The sequence below is a fragment of the Pseudomonas sp. B21-028 genome (assembly GCF_024749045.1).
Lineage (GTDB): Bacteria > Pseudomonadota > Gammaproteobacteria > Pseudomonadales > Pseudomonadaceae > Aquipseudomonas.
In genome coordinates, this window is sequence record NZ_CP087184.1 from 2,031,870 (window position 1) to 2,055,581 (window position 23,712).

Sequence of the window (23,712 nt, forward strand, 5' to 3'; positions counted from 1 at the left end):
TCATGAGCAGCGCCCAGGTTTGACTTTGCTGTTGGGAATTTTGTTGGCCAGCCAGCCCTTTTTTGAGGCTGCGAGGACTGACTCACTGCTGTCGTAATTAACCTTGAAATGTTTTTCATACTGAGCAACTGAGCCGCCGTGAGGGTATGTGGCCTCATGGGCAGATTTTTTGACAAGCTGCATTGTTGTATGACCCGTTTTCGGGTCGAAGTCATCAACGTGGTGCCAGGTGTAGTCCTTCTTGGCACTTCTGGGAATACCTGCTTCCTTGAAGGCTTGAGTAAAATCGCGCGACCTGGAGCCTTGCATCTTGATCGTCACGATATTTCTTTGTGAGCCCGTTATCGGATAAAGATCACTGCTTCCGGTGAAGTCGACCCCGGCATACGCCCAGCCCCATGGATCCGCCCAACCGATCGGGTTCGGCGCGTATTGGTAAAGATTGAGTCCACCTTCCAACCCAATCGGATCCGGCGTCGTAAACCTTCCGACATCCGGATCGTAAAACCTGAACGTATTGAAATGCAGCCCCGTCTCCCGGTCCAGGTACTGCCCCTGGAACCGCAGGTTCTGCTCTTCGATGTAATACGGCTCGCGCACTTCCGACAGGGTGTTGCCCCAGACCCGGTACGTTGCCTGCCAGACGTTGTGCCCATCGGCTTCGGTGAGCTGTTCCGGCAGGCCGTTGAGGTCGTTGTGGTAATAGCGGACTTTTTGCAGCGGGCCAGTGCCGTCGACGCGGGCCAGGGGGTCGTAGCTATTGTCGTCGTAGAGGTACAGGCTGCTCTGCTGGTGGCGATGCTCCTGCAACAGGCGCAGGCCGTCCCAGGTGAAACGGGTTTCGCCGAGCGGATAGTCGTGGATGTCGTGCTCGGTTTTCGCGATGCGTCGGCCCAGGGGATCGTAGGCCATGCGCACGACGCTGCCATGCTCGTTGCGCACTTCGATCAGGCGACTTTCGGCATCGTAGGCGAAGCGTTGCAGGCCGCGTTTTGCGCTGCGTTTTTCGATCATCCGGCCGAACGCATCGTAGCGGTAACGCTTGTCCTCATACGTCAGCAGTTTGTTGTGCACCACCCGTCCGGCACCGGCTTGCGGGCCGTCCAGCAGGTTGGCGGCGGCGTCGTAGGCAAAGGTTTCGCGTTGGCCGTGGAGGCTGTCCTGGCTGGCGATGATGCGGCCGGTGGCGTCGTAGTGCAGCAGTTGGCGGTGTTGGGCGGCCGGTTGCTGGTCGAGTTTGCCGATCAGGTTGTCGGCGGGATCGTACTCGAAGTGTTTTTGCACCGCGGCCGGCATCAGCGAGGGTTGGCTGGTGTGGCGGCGCTGGCGCGAGCGCAGGCGGCCGCTGCGGTCGTACTCGCTGCGGGTGCTGATCTGGCCTTGGGTGCGCAGCACCTCGCGGTGCAGGCGGTCGCGTTCGAAGTCGCTGATGACCTGGCCGTCGAGGTTGATCTGGTGCAGGTGCCCGCTGCCGTAGTACAGCCGGTTGAGCCAGCGGCCATCGGGCAGTTGGGTCTGGATCAGGTTGCCGAGTTCGTCGTAGCGGTGTTGCAGGCTGCCGGCGGCGCTGTCTTCGGCCAGCCACTGGCCGAGGGCGTCGTAGGCGAAGCTCAGACTTTGGGCGTTGCCTTGATGGTCGGTGAAGGTAACGGCGGTGAGCTGGTCCAGCGGGTCGTAGGCGTATTCGGTGCGGCCATCGTCGGTGACTTTGGCGATCAGCCGACCCACCGCATCGCGCTCCAGCCGATGGACGATGGGCGACGGTGGCGCTTCGGGAACCACCGCCAGGCCGGTGCCGTGAGGGGCCGGAACGGCCGTCACGGCGGCGACATTGTCCAACCGGTCGTAGGTGTAGCGCTTGGCGCTGCCGTCCAGATCCTGCTGTTCAACCAACCGGTCGCCGGCGTCCCAGGCAAACCGATAGCTCTCGCCATTTTCATTGACCAATGCTTGCAGTCGCCCATAGCTGTCATACGCAAACTGCACCTGCCGGCCCTGGGCGTCGGTGCGTTGGCGGACCTGGCCGCGGCGGTTGTGCTGGTAGAGCGTGGTGTGCCCGGCCGGGTCGGTGTAGCCGGTCAACTGGCCGGCGACGTCGCGCTGGTAAAGCTCGCTGCGGCCGTCCGGCAACTGGCTGGAAAGCAACCGACCTTGGGCGTCATAGCTGAACTGGGTGCGCTCGCCGAGAGCGTCGATGATGGTCTGCAGGTAGCCGCGCTGGTCGTAGCTGAACCGCGTCGGGTAACCCGAGCAATCGACATGCTCCACCAGTTGCCCGAACGGGTTCCGGCGCAGCGTCTTGCTTTTGCCGGTGGCGTCGATGATCTCGATGACCTGGCCGTGGGCGTCATAGCGGTAGCGGGTGACATGACCCAGTGGATCGGTTTCGGCGATGCAGTTGCCGCGCTGATCGTAGCGGTACGTCCAGCTGTGGCCGGCGGCGTCGGTGTCCACCAGCGGCAGGGCCCAGTGTTCCAGCCAGAGAGTGGGTTCGCTGCGACCCAGCGGGTCCGTTTCGCTGATCAGGTTGCCGGCTTCGTCGTAGCTGTAGGCGTAGTGCCCGCCCTGCGGGTCGGTGGCGGCGAGCATCTGGCGCTCGTCGTTCCACTCGAACGACCAGGTCTGGCCGAGCGTGTCGGTGAACTGGGTGATCTGGTGCTGACTGTTCCAGTGCCGGGTGCTGAGCCGCTGCAAGCCGTCGCGGATGCGGGTGATGCCGGCCGTGAGGTCATAGTCGAACTGGTAGGCATCGCCCTCGTCGGTCCAGTGCCGGACCACGCGCCATTCCTGGTCCTCGATCAAGGCCCAGTCGTAGAAACAGTGCAGGCCCGTGGGCAGTTGGTGTTCCACCATGCGCCGGCCGGCGTCGTAGGCGAAGCGTCGTTGCACCTGGCCGGTGGCGTCGCGCACTTCGACCAGATTGCCTACCGCGTCGTAGGCGTAGCTGACCAGCATTTCCCGTTGCTGGTCGGGGTACAGGCGTTGGATCTGGCTGACACGTTCACGTTCGTAAGCCAGTTCGACCTGCACCAGATCGAACGTATCGCGCAGTCGCACCAGGCGCCCGGCGTCGTCGTAGTCGAGGTGAATGCGGTTGTCGTTGCGGTCGCCCAACTGATTCAGGCGCAGCAAAGCCGCGTTCCCCGGCGTCGGTTCGAACAGACGATACAGGCCGTCCGCGCTTTCGATCAGCAATTGCCCGTTGACATGGCGCCGCACGGCGAGGCCTTCGCCGGCGCTGAACACCGCGCCACCCAGTGGGATCGACCCCATGTCGATTGGGCGGCCCTGTTCGTCGGTGTAGACCAGGGTCTCACCGCCTTCGGGGTGAGGCCGGATCTCGACGCACACCTCGTAGGGCACGCTCCAGCCGACGCCGAACAGCCCTTCGCCGCGCTCGTCACGGCTGTTGTAGAAGCGCTGCCAATCGATCGGCAGAATCCCCGGCAGCACGAAATCCAGCTCTTCATCGCCGCCCAGCACCTTGGCCCCGGTGGCGGCATGCACCGGATTCGACGAACCCATGGCTGCATTGGCCGCCGCGCCCATGGCGCTGCTGACCGCCATCGACGCCGCTGCCCCGGCCAGCATGCACGGCAGTTTGCTGAAGAACTTGCCCTTGCTGCCCTTGAGCATCAGCAACGCGGTGACCGCCAGCCCCACCCCCGGCGTCTTGCCGCTGCGGATCTCGCGGACCACCACGGTGCCGCCGCCGATGGTCACGTCAGGGGAAATCAACCCGGACGACACCACCTTGGCCTCGCAGGTACTGCGGTCGCCGCTGCGCACGGCGGGCTGGCCGTTGATGGTGACCTTGTCCGAGCCTTCGGCCAGGAACTGCGGCGGCATCGGCGGATGCTTGAGGCAGGTGATCATGTCCAGCGGCTTGGGCACGGCGCCGGGCGCGGGCGTGGCAACGGTGGGCCGCCACATCTGCGAGAAGAAGCTCTCGGCCATATCCAGGTAGCTGGGCTCGGGCGCTTCGAGTTCGGTGCCGGCCGGCGCGACATGGGACTCGATGGCTCCGGCGGCGCGGGCGGCGGGAATGTTGTTGGTCAGGGTGTCGGTGGAGCCGGTGAGGATGTTGGCCTGCACCGTGGGCGGGAAGAGGGCGTTGCCGATGCCCTCGCAGATATTGCTCAGGCCCTTGTCGGCGCCGGTCTTGCTCATGGCAAGGCCGACGACCGCACCGACCACGGCACCGAGCAGGAAGCAGCCCAGGCCGCCGGTCGCGACCGTGATGCCGGTGGCCGCCACCACGGCAGCGGTGGCGACGGCCGTGATCGCGATGTTGGCCGCCACTTCCAGCACGCCGCCGAGGATGTCGGCCATCATCGAGGTGTGGTCCAGCGCGTCGCCCAGGCGGGCAGCCCAGAGTACGTCAGACATGCACGTTACCCGTGCAGGAGGAGCCGCTGAACGTGATTGGTTCCCGCGCTGTGAGGCCTTCCATTGCGCCTTGTCTCCTTGGCAATCTTGACTTGCGTATCCGTGCGATCGGGCATTGGACCAGCTTCGGCGGTATCAGGCAACTGATTGGTCAATCATCCCGGAGAGCCGCTTTCGCCGCGGTGTCAGGCCTCCCACGGGTTGAGCAGCGTGACCCCGCTGGCCTCGAAGTCCGCTACGTTGCGTGTGACCACGGTCAGGCCATGGATCAGGGCCGTGGCGGCGATCAGCGCGTCGCATTCGTTGCTGCGGTCGGGCACGTGCAGGCGGGCGCAGCGCAGTGCCACGGCGCGGTCTACCGCCAGGATCCTGCCGGCAAAGGCGGGCAAGACGTGGTTATCCAGCCAGGTCCGCAGGCGACTGCCTTGGCTCGGGTCATTGCGTTCGAAACGCAACACGCCGGTTTCCAGTTCCAGTACGGTGATCGCCGAAACGTAGAGGCTGGGGGCGGCCACGCTGCGGGCCCAGGCCTGCACATTTCTGTCGGCCTGGGGCTTGCGCAATTCCGAAATGACGTTGGTGTCGAGTAAGTACATCAGGACAGGTCTACCGCTCGAGGAATGATGATGGCGCGCTCGGTGTCGAAATCGATATCCGGCGCATCGGGCATGGCCAGCAGCTCGACAATGCTGACGCCGATGCCGGTCAGTTTCTGGTACTCCTCAATGCTTAGCAGCACATGGGCCGGCTTGCCACGGTCGGTGATGATGACTGGTCCTTCTCGGGTCGCTTTTTTGGCACCACTTGTGTCGTGGTTGAATTCGCGGCTGGACATGGTGGTGATGGACATGGATGTGCCCTCATGGAACTCGAATGTAGGCACGTTACTACCTGGGCTGATTGGCGGCAAGAGAAACGGTAGCGTTCTATCGGACCGGCCATGAAAAAGGCCCCGTCAATGTGCATTGACGGGGCCTTTCGTGTATCAGGCGCAAGCCTTACTGGGCGTCAGCGGCCGAGGCCTTTTCGCCGTGGGACAGGCTGTAGACATAGGCGGCCAACAGGTGGACCTTGTCGTTGCCTTGCAGGTCGGCCTGGGCAGGCATCTGGCCCTGGCGACCGTAACGGATGGTCTGCTGCAGTTGAGCGAAGCTCGAACCGTAGATGAATGCGGCCGGGTGCGTCAGGTCGGGCGCGCCCATGGCCGGAGTCCCCTTGCCTGCCGGGCCGTGGCAGGCCACGCAGTTGGCAGCGAAGAGTTTCTGGCCATTGGCCGGATCGGCCTTGGCGCCTTCCGGCAGTTTGCGACCGTGCAGGCTGGTCACCAGGTAGGACGCCACGTCGGCGACACCCTGCTCGCCGACGACGGCAGCCCAGCCCGGCATCACCGCGTGACGACCGCCCATGATGGTGGTCTTGATGGTCTCCGGCTCACCGCCCCAGCGCCAGTCGGCGTCGGTCAGGTTAGGGAAGCCGTAGGCACCCTTGGCGTCGGAACCGTGGCAGACCGAGCAGTTGGAGGCGAACAGGCGGCCGCCCATCTTCAAGGCTTGCGGATCCTTGGCAACTTCTTCGATGGGCATGGAGGCGAACTTGGCGAAGATCGGACCGAACTTGGCATCCGAGCGCGCCATTTCCTTTTCCCACTCGTGCACGCCGGTCCAGCCGGTCTGGCCGTTGGCGAAAGCGGTCTGCTTTTCGGTGTCCAGGTAGTTATAGCCTGGCAGCAGGCCTTTCCAGTTGCCCAGGCCAGGGTAGAGCGCCAGGTAGCCGAGGGCGAACACGATGGTGCCCACGAACAGCATGAACCACCATTTCGGCAGCGGGTTGTCGTATTCCTCGATCCCGTCGAAGGAATGGCCAACCGTCTCTTCGGTGGCCTCGCTGCGCTGGCCCTTGCGGGTCGACAGCAGCAGCCAGGTCAGGGAGAAGATCGTTCCCAGGCTGAGGACTGTGACGTACAGACTCCAGAACGTTGTCATTCTTTGTTACTCCTAGAAGCTTGCTCGACGTGCTTGATGGCTTCGGGATCATCCGCGAACGGCAGCAAGGTCGCGTCGTCAAACTCCGACTTGCGCTTGGGGCTGAACACCCACAGGGCCAGACCGATAAAAGCCACCATCACGACGACGGTGCCCAGGCCGCGAATCATCCCGATATCCATTAAGAATCACCGTTTGCTTTTGATGATGGTGCCCAGGCCTTGCAGATAGGCCACCAGCGCGTCCATTTCGGTCTTGCCCTTCACGGCATCCTTGGCACCGGCGATGTCTTCGTCGGTGTAAGGCACGCCCAGGGTGCGCAGGACTTCCATTTTTTTCGCGGTGTCTTTGCCGTCGAGCTTGTTTTCCACGAGGAACGGGTAGGCCGGCATTTTCGACTCAGGTACCACGTTGCGCGGGTTGTACAAGTGCGCACGGTGCCAGTCATCGGAGTAACGGCCGCCAACGCGGGCCAGGTCCGGACCGGTACGCTTGGAACCCCACAGGAACGGGTGGTCCCAGACGCTTTCGCCGGCGACCGAGTAGTGGCCGTAGCGTTCGGTCTCGGCGCGGAACGGACGGATCATCTGCGAGTGGCAGCCGACACAGCCGTTGGCGATGTAGATGTCGCGGCCTTCCAGTTCAAGGGCGGTACGCGGCTTCATGCCTTCGACCGGCTTGTTGGTCACGTCCTGGAAAAACAGCGGAACGATCTGGGTCAGGCCGCCGATGCTCACGGCAATGACCATGAAGAAGGCCAGCAGGCCGATATTCTTCTCTACTGCTTCGTGCTTCATCAGTGAGCTCCAACTACGGCGATCTTGGCGGCGGCTTCAGCTTCAGCCGGGTCAGAAGCACGAACGGTGCGGTACACGTTGTAGGCCATGAACAGCATGCCGCTGGCGAAGAACGCGCCGCCCAGGGCTCGGACGATGTAGCCAGGGTGGCTGGCTTGCAGCGCTTCGACGAACGAGTAGGTCAGGGTGCCGTCGTCGTTGATCGCACGCCACATCAGGCCCTGGGTGATGCCGTTGACCCACATCGAGGCGATGTAGAGCACGGTACCGATGGTCGCGAGCCAGAAGTGCGCGTTGATCAGCGGGGTGCTGTGCATTTGCGCACGACCGAACAGTTTCGGGATCATGTGGTAGATGGCGCCGATGGAAATCATCGCCACCCAGCCGAGCGCGCCAGCGTGGACGTGGCCGATGGTCCAGTCGGTGTAGTGGCTCAGGGAGTTGACGGTCTTGATGGCCATCATCGGGCCTTCGAAGGTCGACATGCCGTAGAACGCCAGCGAAACCACCAGGAAACGCAGGATCGGGTCGGTACGCAGCTTATGCCAGGCGCCCGAGAGGGTCATCATGCCGTTGATCATGCCGCCCCAGCTTGGCGCCAGCAGGATGATCGACATGGCCATGCCCAGGGACTGCGCCCAGTCCGGCAGCGCGGTGTAGTGCAGGTGGTGCGGGCCGGCCCAGATGTACAGGGTGATCAGCGCCCAGAAGTGCACGATGGACAGGCGATAGGAGTAGATCGGACGCTCGGCCTGCTTCGGCACGAAGTAGTACATCATCCCCAGGAAGCCGGTGGTCAGGAAGAAGCCCACGGCGTTGTGGCCGTACCACCACTGGATCATCGCGTCGGTCGCGCCCGAATAGGCCGAGTACGACTTGAACAGGCTGACCGGCAGCGACATGTGGTTGACGATGTGCAGCATGGCCGTCACGACGATGAAGGCACCGTAGAACCAGTTACCGACGTAGATGTGCTTGGTCTTGCGCTTGACGATGGTGCCGAAGAACACCAGGCCGTAGGTCACCCAGACGATGGCCAGCAGAATAGCCAGGGGCCATTCCAGTTCCGCGTATTCCTTGGTGGTGGTGAAACCCATGGGCAAGGTCACGATCGCGCCGACGATGACCGCTTGCCAACCCCAGAAGGTGAAGGCCGCGAGGCTGTCGGAGATCAGTCGCGTCTGGCAGGTTCGCTGCACGACGTAGTAGGAAGTGGCAAACAATGCACAACCACCGAAGGCGAAGATCACCAGGTTGGTGTGCAGCGGGCGCAGGCGTCCAAACGTCGTCCATGGCAGATCGAAGTTCAACTCCGGCCAGACCAGTTGCGAGGCGATGAAGACACCGAGCCCCATGCCAAGGATCCCCCAGACCACCGTCATGATGGCGAACTGGCGGACTACCTTATAGTTATAAGCAGTCGGACTGATTGCTGTGCTCATTCTAAGGTTCCACGGTTTGGGTGTTTTATTAGGATAAAAATCGGCCGCAAGTATGGAGAAAGCGAGGGGTCATTGCAACGCGCCATGACCTGGGGCAATGCTTTCAAGAGCTGATTCTGCGGCCTTTCCCTGCGCCGCGTAGGGACAAAATGGGCCCTCGACAAAGTGTCGCGCCGAAGGAAAAAGGCGAGGGGATCAGGTCGGCTGTAACGGGGTGTGTTCAAACACGGCGTTCGGGGGATACCGGGCCATTGTCGTCACAGCCGGTATCTGCCTGTCTTTACGGCGTTTTTGTCGAACGATTGTCGAACACATCGGGTCGGGTCGACCTGAAACCGGCAGTCGCCAGTACACGCAGAAGCAAGCTTAGACCCGATTCCAGGGAACCGAAAGAAAGACCTTGGGAGGGTGCGACAAATAGAAGCAGCTACGAGTTTCGAGCTGCAAGCTGAAAGCTGCAAGTAGGTACTCGTCGCTTGCAGCTCTTGCTTTTGCTTTTTGCCTTTACTTGATGTTTGAAGCTTGCGGCTCGCCGCTCAACTGCTCCTCTCTCTTCGAGAGGCTGTAGACGTAAGCAGCGAGCAGTTGCACCTTATCGTTGCCGAGCAGTTCGCTCTGCGCCGGCATATGGCCCTGGCGGCCGTGTCGGATGGTCTGTTGCAACTGTGCCAGGCTGGTGCCGTAGATGAAGCCCGCTGGTTGCGTCAGGTTCGGCGCGCCCATGGCTTCGGTGCCTTGGCCGTTGGCGCCGTGACAGGCGACGCAGGTGGTGCTGAACGCCTGTTTGCCGGCTTCCAGGTCGGCGCCGCTGTCCGCTGGCAGCGGCAGGCCGGCCAGGTCACGACGCACATACGCTGCTACGTTCTTGACCCCGGCATCCCCCAGCACTTCGCCCCACGCCGGCATTGCCGCCATACGTCCCGCCATGATGGTGGTCTTGATGGTGTCGGCCGCGCCGCCCCAGCGCCAGTTATTGTCGGCCAGGTTCGGGAAGCCGAAGGCGCCCTTGGCGTCCGAGCCGTGGCAGACCGAGCAGTTGGAGGCGAACAGGCGGCCACCCATTTTCAAGGCCTGAGGGTCCTTGGCGACTTCTTCCACGGGCATCGCCGCGAACTTGGCGAAGATCGGCCCGAACCTGGCGTCGGCCTTGGCCATTTCCTTTTCCCATTCATGGACGCCGGTCCAGCCACTGTCGTAGCCGGGCAGGATGCCTTTCCAGTTGCCCAGGCCCGGGTACAGGACCAGGTAACCGACGGAAAACACCAGGGTGCCGGCGAACAACAGGAACCACCACTGCGGCAGCGGGTTGTCGTACTCCTCGATGCCGTCGAAGCTGTGGCCCATGGTCTGGTCGACGCTGCCCTTGGTTTCGCCCTTGCGGGTACCGATTAACAGCCAGGTCAGGCCGATCAGGCTGCCGAGGGTCAGTACGCAGATCCACGTACTCCAGAAGGTGGTCATGGCCGGGTGCTCCTTGTTGCAGGGTCTTGGGGATGGGCGGTGTCGGCTGGCGGCTCGTCGGCGAACGGCAACAGGCGCGCCTGGGCGAATTCCGGGCCGCGCTTGCTGCTGAAGGCCCACAGGAGCAGGCCGATGAAGGCGACGAACACCACCACCGTGCCCAGTCCGCGGATCATTCCAGTGCTCATTTCAAGAAACATGGGGCTCACCTCTTGCTCTTGATGGCAGTGCCGAGCACTTGCAGGTAGGCCACCAGTGCGTCCATTTCGGTCTTGCCCTTGAGCGAGGCCACGCTGCCGGCGATGTCGTCATCGGTGTAAGGCACGCCGAGGGTGCGCATGGCGCGCAGCTTGGTTTCGGTGTGGCTGCTGTCCACCCCCTGGGTCACCAGCCACGGGTAGGCCGGCATCTTCGACTCGGGCACGACGTTGCGCGGGTTGTACAAGTGCGCGCGGTGCCAGTCGTCGGAGTAGCGTGCACCGACCCGGGCCAGGTCCGGCCCGGTGCGCTTGGAGCCCCACAGGAATGGATGGTCCCAGACGCTTTCGCCCGCCACCGAGTAATGGCCGTAGCGCTCGGTCTCGGCACGGAACGGGCGGATCATCTGCGAATGGCAGCCGACGCAACCTTCGCGGATGTAGATGTCGCGACCTTCCAGTTGCAGGGCGGTGTAGGGCTTCATGCCGTCCACCGGTTTGTTGGTCACGTCCTGGAAGAACAGCGGCACGATCTGGGTCAGGCCACCGATGCTCACGGCCAGGACCATCAGCAGCATCAGCAGGCCGACGTTTTTTTCGATTGTTTCGTGTTTCATGGCGGACTCCTCAAGCCATCTGCGCGGCAGCGGCGACTTCGGCAGGCTGGTAGGCCCGCACGGTGCGCCAGGTGTTGTAGGCCATCAGCAGCATGCCGCTGAGGAACACCGCTCCGCCCACCAGCCGCACGATGAAGCCGGGGTGGCTGGCCACCAGGGTTTCGACGAAGGAGTAGGTGAGCGTGCCGTCCTCGTTCACCGCGCGCCACATCAGGCCCTGGGCGATGCCATTGACCCACATCGAAGCGATGTAGAGCACGGTGCCGATGGTCGCGAGCCAGAAATGCGCGTTGATCAGGCCGATGCTGTGCATCTGTGGCCGGCCGAAGACTTTCGGGATCATGTGATAGAGCGCGCCGATGGAAATCATCGCCACCCAGCCGAGCGCGCCGGCGTGGACGTGGCCGATGGTCCAGTCGGTGTAGTGGGAGAGGGCGTTGACAGTTTTGATGGCCATCATCGGACCTTCGAAGGTCGACATGCCGTAGAACGCCAGGGATACCACCAGGAAGCGCAGGATCGGATCGCTGCGCAGCTTATGCCAGGCGCCCGAGAGGGTCATCATGCCGTTGATCATGCCGCCCCAGCTGGGTGCCAGCAGGATCAGCGACATCACCATGCCCAGGGACTGCGCCCAATCCGGCAATGCGGTGTAGTGCAAGTGGTGGGGGCCGGCCCAGATGTACAGGGTGATCAGCGCCCAGAAGTGCACGATGGACAAGCGATAGGAATACACCGGACGCTCGGCCTGCTTCGGCACGAAGTAGTACATCATCCCCAAAAAGCCCGCGGTGAGGAAAAAGCCCACGGCGTTGTGCCCGTACCACCATTGCACCATCGCGTCCGTGGCCCCGGCATACACCGAGTAGGACTTGGTGAAGCTCACTGGCAGTTCCAGGTTGTTGACGATGTGCAGGATCGCCACGGTCAGGATGAAGCCGCCGAAGAACCAGTTACCGACGTAGATGTGCTTGGTGTTGCGCTTGGCCACGGTGCCGAAGAACACGATGGCGTAGGCAACCCAGACGATGGTGATCAGAATGTCGATCGGCCATTCCAGCTCGGCGTACTCCTTGGAGCTGGTGTAGCCCAGCGGCAGGCTGATGGCCGCCAGCAGAATCACCAGTTGCCAGCCCCAGAAGCAGAACGCAGCGATTTTCGGTGCAAACAACCGGGTCTGGCAGGTGCGCTGTACCGAGTAGAACGAACTGGCGAACAGGGCGCAGCCACCGAAGGCGAAAATCACCGCGTTGGTGTGCAGCGGGCGCAGGCGACCGAAGCTGGTCCAGGGCAAATCGAAGTTGAGCTGCGGCCAGACCAATTGGGCAGCGAGAAAAACCCCGAGTCCCATGCCGACGATGCCCCACACCACCGTCATAATGGCGAATTGGCGGACCACCTTGTAGTTGTAGGCGGTACTGATAGAAGTGTTCATGGTTCCCCATCCACGGTTCAGCCGAAGAGCGCGCCTGCGCAAGGCAGCGCGGCATCTTCGCCTGGAGTTATAGGCAGACTGAAAGCGAGGCAAGCATGGACAAACAGCACAAGGCCAGTATTGACGGGGATCAATGGGCACGGTGCGTGGCGCAACACGGCTGGCTGTGGACGGCGGCGCAATCGGGTGCCGGTGCCGAGGCGCCCACCCTGATCCTTGCCCACGGTGCCGGCGCGCCGATGGACAGCGGCTTCATGAACGAAATGGCCGCGCGCCTTGCTGCCCATGGGGTCAACGTGTTGCGTTTCGAATTTCCCTACATGGCCCAACGGCGCCTCGACGGGGGCAAACGTCCACCCAACCCGGCGCCGAAACTGCTGGAGTGCTGGAGAGAGGTGTATGCGTTGGTGCGGCCTTATGTCGCTGGGCGGCTGGCCATCGGCGGCAAGTCCATGGGCGGGCGGATGGCCAGCCTGTTGGCTGACGAACTGCAAGCGGACGCCCTGGTGTGCCTGGGCTATCCCTTTTATGCGGCGGGTAAGCCGGAGAAACCCCGGGTCGAGCATTTGGCCGGGTTGAAGACCCCGGCGTTGATCGTCCAGGGTGAACGCGATGCGCTGGGCAATCGTGAGGCGGTGAAGGGCTACACCTTATCGCCGAGTATTGAGGTGCTGTGGTTGGTGGCGGGGGATCATGATTTGAAACCGCTGAAGGCTTCGGGGTTTAGTCATGAGCAGCACTTGGAAACTGCGGCGCTGGGGGTGGCGGGGTTTCTTCTTCGGGTGTGAGGTGATTGGGCGGGCCTCATCGCGAGCAGGCTCGCTCCCACAGGGGCGCACGCTCCATATGTGGGAGCGAGCCTGCTCGCGATGGGGTCAGGACAGGCAATAAAAAGCCCGGAAGCTGACGCTGTCCGGGTTTTTTATTCGAGCAGGCGTCGGTCAGCGGTTGAACCGCTCCACCAACGAGTACTGGGTATTGGCCGTGCGGGTCAGTTCTTCGCTCAGGAGCGCCGAGCTGTGGGCCTGTCCCGAGGTCTGGTCGGCCAGTTCCGAGATGTTGCTGATGTTGCGGCTGATTTCCTCGGCCACCGAGCTTTGTTCCTCTGTGGCGGCAGCGATCTGGGTGGTCATGTCGGTGATGTTGGCCACCGCTGCGCTGATGCCCACCAGCGCTGCATCCGCTTCCATCACCCGCGCCACGCCTTCTTCGGCCTGGCGATGACCGGCGTCCATGGTCTGCACGGCATTGGTGGCGGTTTGCTGGAGCTTGGCGATCAGGGCGTGGATTTGCCCGGTGGATTCGCTGGTGCGTTGCGCCAGTTGCCGGACTTCATCGGCCACCACCGCAAAGCCACGGCCCATCTCGCCAGCGCGGGCCGCTTCGATGGCGGCGTTGAGGGCCAGCAGGTTGGTCTGGTCGGCGATGCCTTTGATCACATCCACCACACCGCCGATCTCGTCGCTGTCCTTGGCCAGTTGGGTCACGGTCTGGCCGGTTTCGCCCACCACCACGGACAAGCGCTCGATGGCCTCGCGGGTTTCCCCGGCGATGTCGCGTCCGCGACCGGTCAGGCGGTTGGCTTCCTGGGTGGCGTCGGCGGTGCGTTGCACGTGGCTGGCGACTTCCTGGGTAGTCGCGGCCATCTGGTTGACCGCCGTGGCCACTTGCTCGGTTTCCACCCGCTGGCGTTCCAGGCCGCTGGAGCTGTTGTGGGCCAGGGTGTTGGATTGCCGCGCCTGATCGTTGAGGTGCTCGGCGGTGTCCTGCAGACGGGTCAGGCAGGTTTTCAGGCGCGCCTCCTGGCTGAGGATCGACATCTCCAGGCGCGCCTGGACGCCACGGCTATCGGTGTACATCCGGGCGATCAGCGGGTCGGAAGTGGTCTGCTCGGCCAGGCGCAGCAGGCGCTTGATCCCGCGTTGCTGCCATTGCAGGCCCATCAGCCCCAGGGGCACCGACAGCAAGGCGGCCAGGGCAAACCCCCAGGAGGAATTGAGGAAGGCACCCACGACGAAGCTCAACTGGCTGACCAGGATGAACGGCAGCCAGTCCTGAAGCATAGGCACCCACTTGTCGCTACGCGGGACCGCCGACTTGCCTTGGTTGATGCGCTGGTAGAGGGCTTCGGCCCGGGCGATCTGCTCGGCGCTGGGCTTGACCCGGACCGACTCGTAGCCGACCACCTGGTTGTTTTCGAACACCGGGGTGACGTAGGCGTTGACCCAATAGTGATCGCCGCTCTTGCAGCGATTCTTGATGATGCCCATCCATGGCAAGCCTTGTTTCAGGGTGTTCCACATATGGGCGAACACGGCCGACGGGACGTCGGGGTGGCGCACCAGGTTGTGGGGCGAACCAATCAGTTCTTCCTTTGAAAACCCACTGATCTCAACGAACGCGTCGTTGCAGTAGGTGATCACGCCCTTGGCATTGGTGGTGGAGATCAATCGTTGTTGGGCCGCAAAGGTCCTTTCGCGTTGTGTGACGGGTTGGTTGTTACGCATGGTGGGGAAAATCCGCAAGACTTTGAAAGGTTGTCGGCAACGTCAGGTTTTTATTGAAGTTATTTTCCCCGTCGGTATCACGCCAGCATCGGGTAGGTAAATAGGGCGAAATGAAGCAGATTGAGGCCAAAGTGGGTGGCGATTGCCGCGCCCAGGCCGCCGAAGCGATAGGCAAGGCCGTAGCCGATTCCCGCCAGGCCGGACAGCAGCACCCATTGCCAACCCGCGCCGGCATGGACCAGGCCGAACAGCAGCGAGGCCAGGAGCAACGCCAGGTTGTCGCCGTGGGGTAGGAGGCTGAAACGCCGGCTCAGACCGCCTTGAATGTAGCCACGAAACAGCGCTTCCTCCACCATCGTCACCAGCAAAAGATTGTTGGCGACCCAGATCCACGCCTGGTCCGGCCACTTCGGTGCCCAGTGGATCATGCCCAGCACGATCGCCCCACCCAGGGCCAATATTGCGCTCAGCGTCAGGCCCAGGGCCGTGGCCAGGATCGATAGGCCAAGCGTGCGCCGGCCGATGATCCATGGACAGGCCAGCAGCAACCAGAAGCCGATCAGCGGCTTGTCCTGGTTGAAGTACATGGCAAATGGTACGGCGTCATCGGTCAGGCGATGGGCCGCGATTGCCCGCCCGTTGAAAAAGCCCGGCATCCAGTGCAGCGCCAGGGCGACGGCCAGGACGAGGAAAAGGGCGTGACCGAGAAACCGGCCGATTGGTAGCTGCTGCTGGCGAACCGCATAACCGGCGAGTAGCAGCAGTGCGATTGAGATGGCGGCGGTCCAGGCCAATGTTCCGAAGACCAAGGCCAGGCAATAGCCGATGGACAGGAAGGCCAGGTAGGGCCAGGGCAGAGCAGGCATATAACATCCTTTTAGGCTGTGAAGCTTCAGGCGAGGGTGGCCGTCGCGTCTACGACGTTGCCATGTCGCGCAAAGAGCACAATTTGTATCCATGCAGATTCATGCGTAGGCGTGGAAAAATCAGCCGGCTGGCTCAGGTCCTTGAGCGCCGGCGAGAGGGAGTATAAGCGGAGCGATACAAAAAACGGCGATTGATCCGGTGATTGATACTCTTCAGCCAAGGACAGGACTGTTGGAGCGGGCTTGTTCGCGAAAGCGCTGGGCCAGTCAATACTTCAATGACTGACCGATCGCCTTCGCGAGCAGGCTCGCTCCCACAGGAATCGCGTTTAACCTGAAATCAATTGCCGCAGGACATAGTGCAGGATCCCGCCTGCCTTGAAGTATTCCACTTCATTCAGGGTATCGATCCGACACAACACCTCGATCCGCTCCTGGCTACCGTCCTCGCGGGTGATCACCAGGGGCAGGTTCATTCGCGGTGTCAGTTCGACGTCGTTCAGGCCGAGGATGTCCAGGGTCTCCTTGCCGGTCAGGTTCAGGCTCTTGCGATTCTGATCGAGCTTGAACTGTAACGGCAGTACGCCCATGCCCACCAGATTGGAACGATGGATGCGCTCGAAGCTTTCGGCGATCACCGCCTTGACCCCCAACAGGTTCGTACCCTTGGCCGCCCAGTCCCGACTGGAGCCGGTGCCGTATTCCTGCCCCGCGATCACCACCAGCGGCGTGCCCTTGGCCTGATACAGCATGGCGGCATCATAGATCGGCATTCTTTCGCCGCTGGGAATGTAGATCGTGTTGCCGCCTTCTTCGCCGCCGAGCATTTCGTTGCGGATCCGGATGTTGGCAAACGTGCCACGCATCATCACCTGGTGATTACCGCGCCTTGAGCCGTAGGAGTTGAAATCCCGCGGTTCCACGCCCTGTTCACGCAGGTAGCGTCCGGCCGGACTGTCGGCCTTGATGTTGCCGGCCGGGGAGATGTGGTCGGTGGTGACCGAATCGCCAAGCAGGGCCAATACCCGGGCGCCTTCGATGTTGCGGATGGCCGGTGGTGGCCCGTCGATGCCGTCGAAGAAGGGCGGGTGCTGGATGTAGGTCGAGTCTGGCTGCCAGACGTAAGTCGCTGCTTGCGGCACCTCGATGGCCTGCCATTGCTCGTCGCCGGCAAACACGGCGGCGTACTCCTTGTGGAACATGCCAGTGTCCACCTGGGCCACGGCGTCGGCGACTTCCTTGCTGTTGGGCCAGATATCTCGCAGATACACCGGATTGCCGTCGCGGTCGTTGCCCAGCGGTTCGCTGCTGATATCGATACGCACCGTGCCGGCCAGGGCGTAGGCCACCACCAGGGGCGGCGAGGCCAGCCAGTTGGTCTTGACCAGCGGATGCACGCGGCCTTCGAAGTTGCGGTTGCCCGACAGTACCGAAGCCACGGTCAGGTCGGCTTTCTGAATGGCTTTTTCGATCGGGTCCGGCAAAGGGCCGGAGTTGCCGATGCAGGTGGTGCAGCCGTAGCCCACCAGGGCAAAGCCCAGTTGATCCAGGTACTCGGTCAGGCCGGCGGCCTGGTAGTAATCGGTGACTACCTTGGAGCCCGGCGCGAGGGAGCTCTTGACCCAGGGCTTGCGGGTCAAACCTTTTTCCACGGCTTTTTTCGCCAGCAGCCCGGCGGCCATCATCACACTGGGGTTGGACGTGTTGGTGCAGGAAGTAATGGCCGCGATCACCACCGCACCGTTTTTCAGGCGATAGGTGTGGCCTTCGAACTCGTATTCGGCCTCACCTACCTGATCGGCATTGCCCACCGCAACGCCACCGCCGCCTTCGCTTTCCAGGCGGCCTTCTTCCTTGCTGGTGGGTTTGACCTGCAGCCCGAGGAAATCGCTGAATGCCTGGCCGACGTTGGGCAGCGAAACCCGGTCCTGGGGGCGTTTCGGCCCGGCCAGGCTGGCTTCGACGCTGCTCATGTCCAACTCCAGGGTGTCGGTGAACACCGGTTCCCGGCCGGGCAAGCGCCACAAGCCCTGGGCCTTGCAATAGGCCTCTACCAGCTTCACCGTTTCCGCCGGGCGTCCGGACAGGCGCAGGTAATCCAGGGTGACGTCGTCCACCGGGAAGAAGCCGCACGTGGCGCCGTACTCCGGGGCCATGTTGGCGATGGTGGCGCGGTCGGCCAGGGGCAGGTCGGCGAGGCCATCGCCATAGAACTCGACGAATTTACCCACCACACCTTTCTTGCGCAGCATTTGTGTGACGGTGAGGACCAGGTCGGTGGCGGTGATGCCTTCGCGCAGCTTGCCGGTGAGTTTGAAACCGATGACCTCGGGAATCAGCATCGATACCGGCTGGCCGAGCATGGCGGCTTCGGCCTCGATCCCGCCGACGCCCCAGCCCAGCACACCGAGGCCGTTGATCATGGTGGTGTGGGAGTCGGTGCCCACCAGGGTATCCGGGAAGGCATAGGTCCGGCCGTCTTCTTCCTTGGTCCAGACGGTGCGGCCCAGGTATTCGAGGTTGACCTGGTGGCAGATCCCGGTGCCCGGCGGCACCACGCTGAAGTTGGCGAAGGCGCTCTGGCCCCAGCGCAGGAAGGCGTAGCGTTCGCCGTTGCGCTGCATCTCGATATCGACGTTCTGCTCGAACGCCTGACGACTGGCGAATTTGTCCACCATCACCGAGTGGTCGATCACCAGGTCCACCGGTGATAGCGGATTGATCCGCTGGGGGTCGCCGCCGGCCTTTTCCACGGCGGCGCGCATGGCGGCCAGGTCGACTACGGCCGGGACACCGGTGAAGTCCTGCATCAACACCCGTGCCGGTCGGTATTGAATCTCGCGGTCGGAACGACGTTCTTTCAACCACCCGGCCAGCGCCTTGAGATCGGCACCGGTGACGGTTTTTTCATCTTCCCAGCGCAGCAGGTTTTCCAGCAGCACTTTCAGCGACATGGGCAGCTTGTCCAGGTCGCCGAGGCTGCGAGCGGCGTCCGGCAGGCTGAAATAGTGGTAGACCTTGGCGTCGACCTGCAGCGTTTTAAGGGTTTTCAGGCTATCGAGGGACGGCATTGGAATCACTCCTTTGAGTCCGCACGGCTACGGACTGACGGGACGGACAGAGCCTTTAACCTAGCCCTGTTTTGAGCGGATGACTAATCACTGGACTCTATGGGCAGGTTCGGGGTTCCGAAGTCCGCTATCATGCGCCGGTTTTCGTGACAGGCTTTGCTACGGAGTTTCAATGAACACGCTTTTCATGCACTGCCGGCCCGGCTTCGAGGGCGAGGTCTGTTCCGAGATCGCCGAACACGCGGCCCGGCTCAATGTGGCCGGCTATGCCAAGGCCAAACCGGCCAGCGCCTGCGCCGAGTTCGTCTGCACCGAAGCGGACGGCGCCGAGCGGCTGATGCGCGGCCAGCGTTTCGCCGGGCTGATTTTTCCGCGCCAATGGGCCTGCGGCACTTTCATTGATCTGCCGGAAACCGACCGTATCAGTGTCATCCTGTCCCACATGGCGCAGTTTCCGGTCTGCGGCAGCCTGTGGCTGGAGGTGGTCGACACCAACGATGGCAAGGAACTGTCGAATTTCTGCAAGAAATTCGAAGGCCCGCTGCGCAAGGCGCTGACCGGCGCCGGCAAGCTGGTGGACGACCCACACAAGCCGCGCCTGCTGCTGACTTTCAAAAGTGGCCGCGAAGTGTTCCTGGGGCTGGCGGAGGCGAACAACTCGGCGATGTGGCCCATGGGGATACCCCGCCTGAAATTCCCTCGGGAGGCCCCGAGCCGCTCGACCCTCAAGCTCGAAGAGGCCTGGCACCACTTCATTCCACGGGCGGAGTGGGACGAGCGCCTGCACAGTGACATGACCGGTGTGGACCTGGGGGCCGCGCCGGGTGGTTGGACCTGGCAACTGGTCAATCGCGGCATGCTGGTGACGGCCATCGACAACGGCCCGATGGCCGAAAGCCTGATGGACACCGGTCTGGTGCAGCACCTGATGGCGGATGGCTTTACCTTCAAGCCCAAGCAGCCGGTGGACTGGATGGTCTGCGACATCGTCGAAAAGCCGGCGCGCAACGCGGCGATGCTGGAAGAGTGGATCGGCGAGGGCCATTGTCGCGAGGCGGTGGTCAACCTCAAGCTGCCGATGAAGCAGCGCTATGCCGAAGTGAAACGCCTGCTCGAACGCATTGCCGATGGCTTCAAGGCACGGGGCATCAAGGTGGAAATCGGTTGCAAGCAGCTTTACCACGACCGCGAAGAGGTGACGTGCCATTTGCGTCGGCTGGACAGCAAGAAGCCCGGGGGAGCAAAGCTTGGTGGGAGCAAAGCTTGCTCGCGATGAGTTAACGCGGTCTTTCAGAAATCGCGGCGCCTGCATCGCGGGCAAGCCTTGCTCCCACTACCTTGCTCCCACAGAAATATGCGGGCTTTGTTCCAACCCGACATTGCGCGACAATGCCGGCCAGTTTCAGGAGTAGAACATGAGTGAAATGAACGACACGCCGGTCGACGGCACGCTGGATGCCAGCGGCCTCAACTGCCCAGAGCCGGTGATGATGCTGCACCAGCACATCCGTGACCTGGTGCCGGGCGGGCTGTTGAAGGTGATCGCCACCGACCCCTCGACCCGCCGCGACATCCCCAAGTTCTGTGTGTTTCTCGACCACGAGCTGGTGGCCCAGGACGAGGTGGACGGTACGTACCGCTACTGGATCCGCAAGAAGCTCGCTTAACCCGTCGAGCGGCTGCTGCGGATCGGCTTGCGTGCGCTGCGGGTCAGGCGGATCGACAGCATCAGCGCCGCGCAGCTCAGGCCCACGATCAGGCCTTGCCACAAGCCGCTCGGGCCGTTGGCCGCGCCGAACCAATCGGTCAGGCCCAGGGCATAACCCACCGGCAAGCCGATTCCCCAGTAGGCGAACAGGGTCAGGATCATCGTCACCCGGGTGTCCTGGTAGCCGCGTAGCGCGCCCGCCGCGGTAACCTGGATCGCATCGGAGAACTGGAACAGCGCCGCGTATACGATCAACATCGAGGCAACGTCGATCACCACCGGGTCGGCGGTGTAGATCGCGGCAATGGGCCCGCGCAGTGCCAACATCAGGCTCGCCGACAGGCAGGCATACGCCAGGGCCGTGCCCATGCCCACGCCGGCGGCGAAGCGTGCCTCGCGAGGCTGGCCACGTCCCAGCGTCTGGCCGACCCGCACCGTCACGGCCATGGCCAGGGAGTAGGGAATCATGAACACGAGGGAACTGAAGTTCAGCGCGATCTGATGCCCGGCCACCACCGTGGCGCCGAGGCTGCCGATCAGCAGTGCAATCACCGCGAAAATGCTCGACTCGGCAAACACCGCGATGCCTATCGGCAAGCCGATGCCCAGCAGGCGTTGGATGACTGCCCACTGCGGCCAATCGAAGCGGCTGAACAATTGACTCGACCGATAGGCCGGTGCCCAGCGCGTCCAGCCGGCCATGCCCAGGGCCATGACCCACATCACGATAGCGGTGGCCCAGCCGCAACCGACGCCGCCCATGGCCGGCACGCCCAGGTGCCCGTAGATGAAGATGTAGTTGAGCGGAATGTTCAGCGCCAACCCGCACAACCCCAACACCATTGCCGGTCGCGTACGGCCCAGGCCGTCGCTGAAGCAGCGCAATACGTGGTACAGCGCCACGGCCGGCAGGCCGGTGCCGATTCCTCGCAGGTATTCCATGCAGGGGCCGATCAGTTCCGGGTCCACCTTCATGATGTGCAGGATCGGCTCGGCACTGAACAGTGCCAGCGTCGCGATCAACCCGACCGCCAGCGCCAGCCACAGGGCCTGGCGCACCAACGGGCCGATTTCGTTGAAAGTCCCAGCGCCGAAGCGTTGGGCGACTTTCGGGGTAGTTGCCAGCAGCGTGCCGGTCATCAACAGAAACACCGGCACCCAGATCGAGTTGCCCAACGCTACTGCCGCCAGGTCCCGTGGGCCGACGCGACCGGCCATCACCGCATCGACGAAGCCCATGGCGGTGGTCGCCAGTTGCGCCACCATGATCGGCAGCGCCAGGGCCAGCAGTGTCCTGACCTCCAGGCGAACCCGGGCCGGGCGGGAGAGAAGGGTGGGGTTGTCGATCACGGGATTCACAGGCGAAACGTCCGAAAAATTAAACGCAAGGCGGCGGATTCTACGCGTTGACGCAGTGGTCAGGAAAAAAGCTGTGTTGGGGATTTGTAAACAATGGCAGAAGTTTGTGGATACCCTTGTGGCGAGGGGATTTATCCCCGCTCGACTGCGCAGCAGTCGCAAAATCTAAGGGGCGCTTCGCACCCCAGCGGGGATAAATCCCCTCGCCACAACATCATTCTTAACCACTAATGCGCAGACATACCGGAACGCCTACACTGCCCACCCCGCCAAAGGAGCTTTGCCATGCTGATCGTCGCCGACGAAAACATTCCCCTGCTCGATGCCTTTTTCAAGGACTTCGGTGAGATCCGCCGGGTACCGGGGCGCAGTATCGACCGGGACACGGTCGCGCAGGCCGATGTATTGCTGGTGCGTTCCGTCAGCCGGGTCAATCGTGCCTTGCTGGAAGGCAGCAACGTGCGTTTCGTTGGCACTTGCACCATCGGCACTGATCACCTGGACCTGGATTACTTCGCCGAGGCCGGCATCCGTTGGGCCAGTGCGCCGGGCTGCAATGCCCGAGGCGTGGTGGACTACGTGCTGGGCAGCCTGATGACCCTGGCTGAAATCGAAGGCGCGGACCTGCGCCAGCGCACCTTCGGCGTGGTCGGCGCGGGCCAGGTGGGCGGACGCTTGATCAATGTGCTCAAAGGCCTGGGCTGGGACGTGAAAGTGTGCGATCCACCCCGCCAGGCAGTCGAGGGTGGTGATTATGTGAGCCTGGAACAGATCATCGAGCAGTGCGATGTGATCAGTCTGCACACGCCCCTGACGCGCGACGGTGATCAACCGACCTGGCATCTCTTCGATGAGCAGCGTCTGAACAGCCTCAAGCCCGGTACCTGGTTGATCAATGCGGCCCGCGGGCCGGTGATCGATAACACCGCGTTACGCGATGTGCTGCTGGAGCGCGAAGACCTGCAAGCGGTGTTGGATGTCTGGGAGCAGGAGCCCACGGTGGACGTGGACCTGGCCGACCTGTGCGTGATCGCCACGCCGCACATTGCCGGCTACAGCCTCGATGGCCGCCAGCGCGGCACGGCGCAGATCTATGAAGCCTTGTGCGCGTTCCTGGAGACACCGGTTGCAGTCAGCCTCGGCGATCTGCTGCCTCGGCCCTGGCTGGGCGGCATCACTCTGGACGCCGCCACCGACCCGGCCTGGGCGCTGGCCGCGCTGTGCCGTGGCGTATACGACCCGCGGCGTGACGATGCGGACTTCCGCCGTAGCCTGGTGGGAACGGTCAGCGAGCAGCGCAGCGCCTTCGATGCCCTGCGCAAACACTATCCGCCGCGCCGGGAGATCGACAGCTTGAAGGTGCGCATTGAAGGGCAGTCACAGGCGTTGCAGCAGATCGTGAGCGCGTTGGGTGCCAACCTCGTCTAGGCGCGTAATGCTGTCCACTTAAGATTTGTCTGGTTCATTGTGGCGAGGGGATTTATCCCCGTTGGGCTGCGCAGCAGCCCCACAAAATCCGAATGCAATCAACTTGGTACAATGCAGTGACAGTATCAGGGCTGCTTTGCAGCCCAACGGGGATAAATCCCCTCGCCACAGGGTAGTAAAGTCCATGGGCACAAAAAACCCGACATCAAGGTCGGGTTCAGGCGAAGACGGGCTGTATCACTTTTGTTCGGCAGGCTTGACCAGTCGTTTTTCCAGCTCGCTGCAGGCTTTCTGGATCATCTCTTCGGTGATCGGTACTTCGCGCCCTTGGGCGTCGATGAACGAGCAGCCCAGGGACTGGTCCGGTTGCGTGCGGATCACTTGAATCTTGTCGTCGCTGCTGTGTTGCAAGGACATGGCCTGTCTCCTCATCAGGTTATGTGCCTAGTGGCG

General features: G+C 62.7%; 20 protein-coding genes. 4 read left to right on the top strand and 16 right to left on the bottom strand.

What is annotated here, in order from left to right; all coding sequences use genetic code 11:
- The 11 genes from LOY35_RS09265 to ccoN (LOY35_RS09315) form a co-directional block, all read right to left on the bottom strand.
- Window positions 1-4,389, bottom strand: coding sequence for an RHS repeat-associated core domain-containing protein (locus LOY35_RS09265; RefSeq protein ID WP_258632037.1), 4,389 nt, complete (start codon window positions 4,387-4,389; stop codon window positions 1-3).
- Between the two features lie 185 nt (window positions 4,390-4,574).
- The gene (locus LOY35_RS09270; protein WP_258632038.1) at window positions 4,575-4,985 is read right to left on the bottom strand and encodes a type II toxin-antitoxin system VapC family toxin; all 411 of its coding nucleotides are present in this window, start codon (window positions 4,983-4,985) and stop codon (window positions 4,575-4,577) included.
- A complete protein-coding gene (locus tag LOY35_RS09275) occupies window positions 4,985-5,239 on the bottom strand; it encodes a type II toxin-antitoxin system Phd/YefM family antitoxin (protein WP_258632039.1) in 255 nt (84 codons plus the stop codon). Before LOY35_RS09275 ends, LOY35_RS09270 begins: the two co-directional genes overlap by 1 nt.
- Window positions 5,240-5,387: 148 nt before the next feature.
- Window positions 5,388-6,371 carry a cytochrome-c oxidase, cbb3-type subunit III gene (ccoP, locus tag LOY35_RS09280; RefSeq protein WP_258632040.1) on the bottom strand — a complete coding sequence of 328 codons (984 nt, stop codon included), beginning with the start codon at window positions 6,369-6,371 and terminating at the stop codon, window positions 5,388-5,390.
- On the bottom strand, window positions 6,368-6,553 hold the full coding sequence (locus tag LOY35_RS09285) for a CcoQ/FixQ family Cbb3-type cytochrome c oxidase assembly chaperone (RefSeq protein ID WP_003183474.1): 186 nt from the start codon (window positions 6,551-6,553) through the stop codon (window positions 6,368-6,370). Before LOY35_RS09285 ends, ccoP (LOY35_RS09280) begins: the two co-directional genes overlap by 4 nt.
- 6 nt (window positions 6,554-6,559) lie before the next feature.
- Entirely contained in the window at window positions 6,560-7,168 is a 609-nt protein-coding gene (gene ccoO, locus LOY35_RS09290; protein ID WP_003199605.1) for a cytochrome-c oxidase, cbb3-type subunit II, read from the bottom strand.
- A complete protein-coding gene (gene ccoN, locus LOY35_RS09295; RefSeq protein ID WP_258632041.1) occupies window positions 7,168-8,610 on the bottom strand; it encodes a cytochrome-c oxidase, cbb3-type subunit I in 1,443 nt (480 codons plus the stop codon). The genes ccoO (LOY35_RS09290) and ccoN (LOY35_RS09295) overlap by 1 nt, the downstream gene beginning before the upstream one ends.
- Before the next feature lie 504 nt (window positions 8,611-9,114).
- The gene (gene ccoP, locus LOY35_RS09300; RefSeq protein WP_258632042.1) at window positions 9,115-10,071 is read right to left on the bottom strand and encodes a cytochrome-c oxidase, cbb3-type subunit III; all 957 of its coding nucleotides are present in this window, start codon (window positions 10,069-10,071) and stop codon (window positions 9,115-9,117) included.
- On the bottom strand, window positions 10,068-10,271 hold the full coding sequence (locus LOY35_RS09305; RefSeq protein ID WP_258632043.1) for a cbb3-type cytochrome c oxidase subunit 3: 204 nt from the start codon (window positions 10,269-10,271) through the stop codon (window positions 10,068-10,070). Before LOY35_RS09305 ends, ccoP (LOY35_RS09300) begins: the two co-directional genes overlap by 4 nt.
- A gap of 5 nt (window positions 10,272-10,276) precedes the next feature.
- On the bottom strand, window positions 10,277-10,885 hold the full coding sequence (ccoO, locus tag LOY35_RS09310) for a cytochrome-c oxidase, cbb3-type subunit II (RefSeq protein WP_258632044.1): 609 nt from the start codon (window positions 10,883-10,885) through the stop codon (window positions 10,277-10,279).
- Window positions 10,886-10,895: 10 nt separating this feature from the next.
- Window positions 10,896-12,320: a cytochrome-c oxidase, cbb3-type subunit I gene (ccoN, locus tag LOY35_RS09315; RefSeq protein ID WP_258632045.1), complete on the bottom strand. Its 1,425-nt coding sequence runs from the start codon at window positions 12,318-12,320 to the stop codon at window positions 10,896-10,898.
- 95 nt (window positions 12,321-12,415) lie between these two features.
- On the opposite strand from ccoN (LOY35_RS09315), the gene LOY35_RS09320 reads away from it, so the two are divergent.
- The gene (locus tag LOY35_RS09320) at window positions 12,416-13,108 is read left to right on the top strand and encodes an alpha/beta family hydrolase (protein ID WP_258632046.1); all 693 of its coding nucleotides are present in this window, start codon (window positions 12,416-12,418) and stop codon (window positions 13,106-13,108) included.
- 153 nt (window positions 13,109-13,261) lie between these two features.
- Here the strand turns inward: LOY35_RS09320 and LOY35_RS09325 are convergent, their stop codons facing one another.
- The 3 genes from LOY35_RS09325 to acnA all read right to left on the bottom strand — a co-directional run bounded on the left by LOY35_RS09325 (window position 13,262) and on the right by acnA (window position 18,764).
- Window positions 13,262-14,827, bottom strand: a complete 1,566-nt coding sequence (locus LOY35_RS09325) for a PAS domain-containing methyl-accepting chemotaxis protein (protein WP_258632047.1) — start codon at window positions 14,825-14,827, stop codon at window positions 13,262-13,264.
- 77 nt (window positions 14,828-14,904) lie between these two features.
- A complete protein-coding gene (locus LOY35_RS09330) occupies window positions 14,905-15,693 on the bottom strand; it encodes a CPBP family intramembrane glutamic endopeptidase (protein ID WP_258632048.1) in 789 nt (262 codons plus the stop codon).
- 329 nt (window positions 15,694-16,022) lie between these two features.
- The gene (acnA, locus tag LOY35_RS09335) at window positions 16,023-18,764 is read right to left on the bottom strand and encodes an aconitate hydratase AcnA (RefSeq protein WP_258632049.1); all 2,742 of its coding nucleotides are present in this window, start codon (window positions 18,762-18,764) and stop codon (window positions 16,023-16,025) included.
- A gap of 172 nt (window positions 18,765-18,936) precedes the next feature.
- Here acnA and rlmM point away from each other — a divergent pair, with 172 nt between their 5' ends.
- Both rlmM and tusA read left to right on the top strand, forming a co-directional pair.
- Window positions 18,937-20,040, top strand: coding sequence for a 23S rRNA (cytidine(2498)-2'-O)-methyltransferase RlmM (gene rlmM / locus LOY35_RS09340; RefSeq protein WP_258632050.1), 1,104 nt, complete (start codon window positions 18,937-18,939; stop codon window positions 20,038-20,040).
- 139 nt (window positions 20,041-20,179) lie between these two features.
- On the top strand, window positions 20,180-20,431 hold the full coding sequence (tusA, locus tag LOY35_RS09345) for a sulfurtransferase TusA (protein ID WP_047703829.1): 252 nt from the start codon (window positions 20,180-20,182) through the stop codon (window positions 20,429-20,431).
- On the opposite strand, the gene LOY35_RS09350 is transcribed toward tusA, so the two are convergent.
- A complete protein-coding gene (locus LOY35_RS09350; protein WP_309475902.1) occupies window positions 20,428-21,831 on the bottom strand; it encodes an MATE family efflux transporter in 1,404 nt (467 codons plus the stop codon). The genes tusA and LOY35_RS09350 overlap by 4 nt on opposite strands.
- Window positions 21,832-22,116: 285 nt before the next feature.
- Here LOY35_RS09350 and pdxB point away from each other — a divergent pair, with 285 nt between their 5' ends.
- Window positions 22,117-23,259: a 4-phosphoerythronate dehydrogenase PdxB gene (pdxB, locus tag LOY35_RS09355; RefSeq protein WP_258632051.1), complete on the top strand. Its 1,143-nt coding sequence runs from the start codon at window positions 22,117-22,119 to the stop codon at window positions 23,257-23,259.
- Between the two features lie 237 nt (window positions 23,260-23,496).
- Here the strand turns inward: pdxB and LOY35_RS09360 are convergent, their stop codons facing one another.
- Window positions 23,497-23,676 (bottom strand): PA1571 family protein, encoded by a 180-nt coding sequence (locus tag LOY35_RS09360; protein WP_024777905.1) that lies wholly within the window; start codon window positions 23,674-23,676, stop codon window positions 23,497-23,499.
- Window positions 23,677-23,712 lie beyond the last annotated feature (36 nt).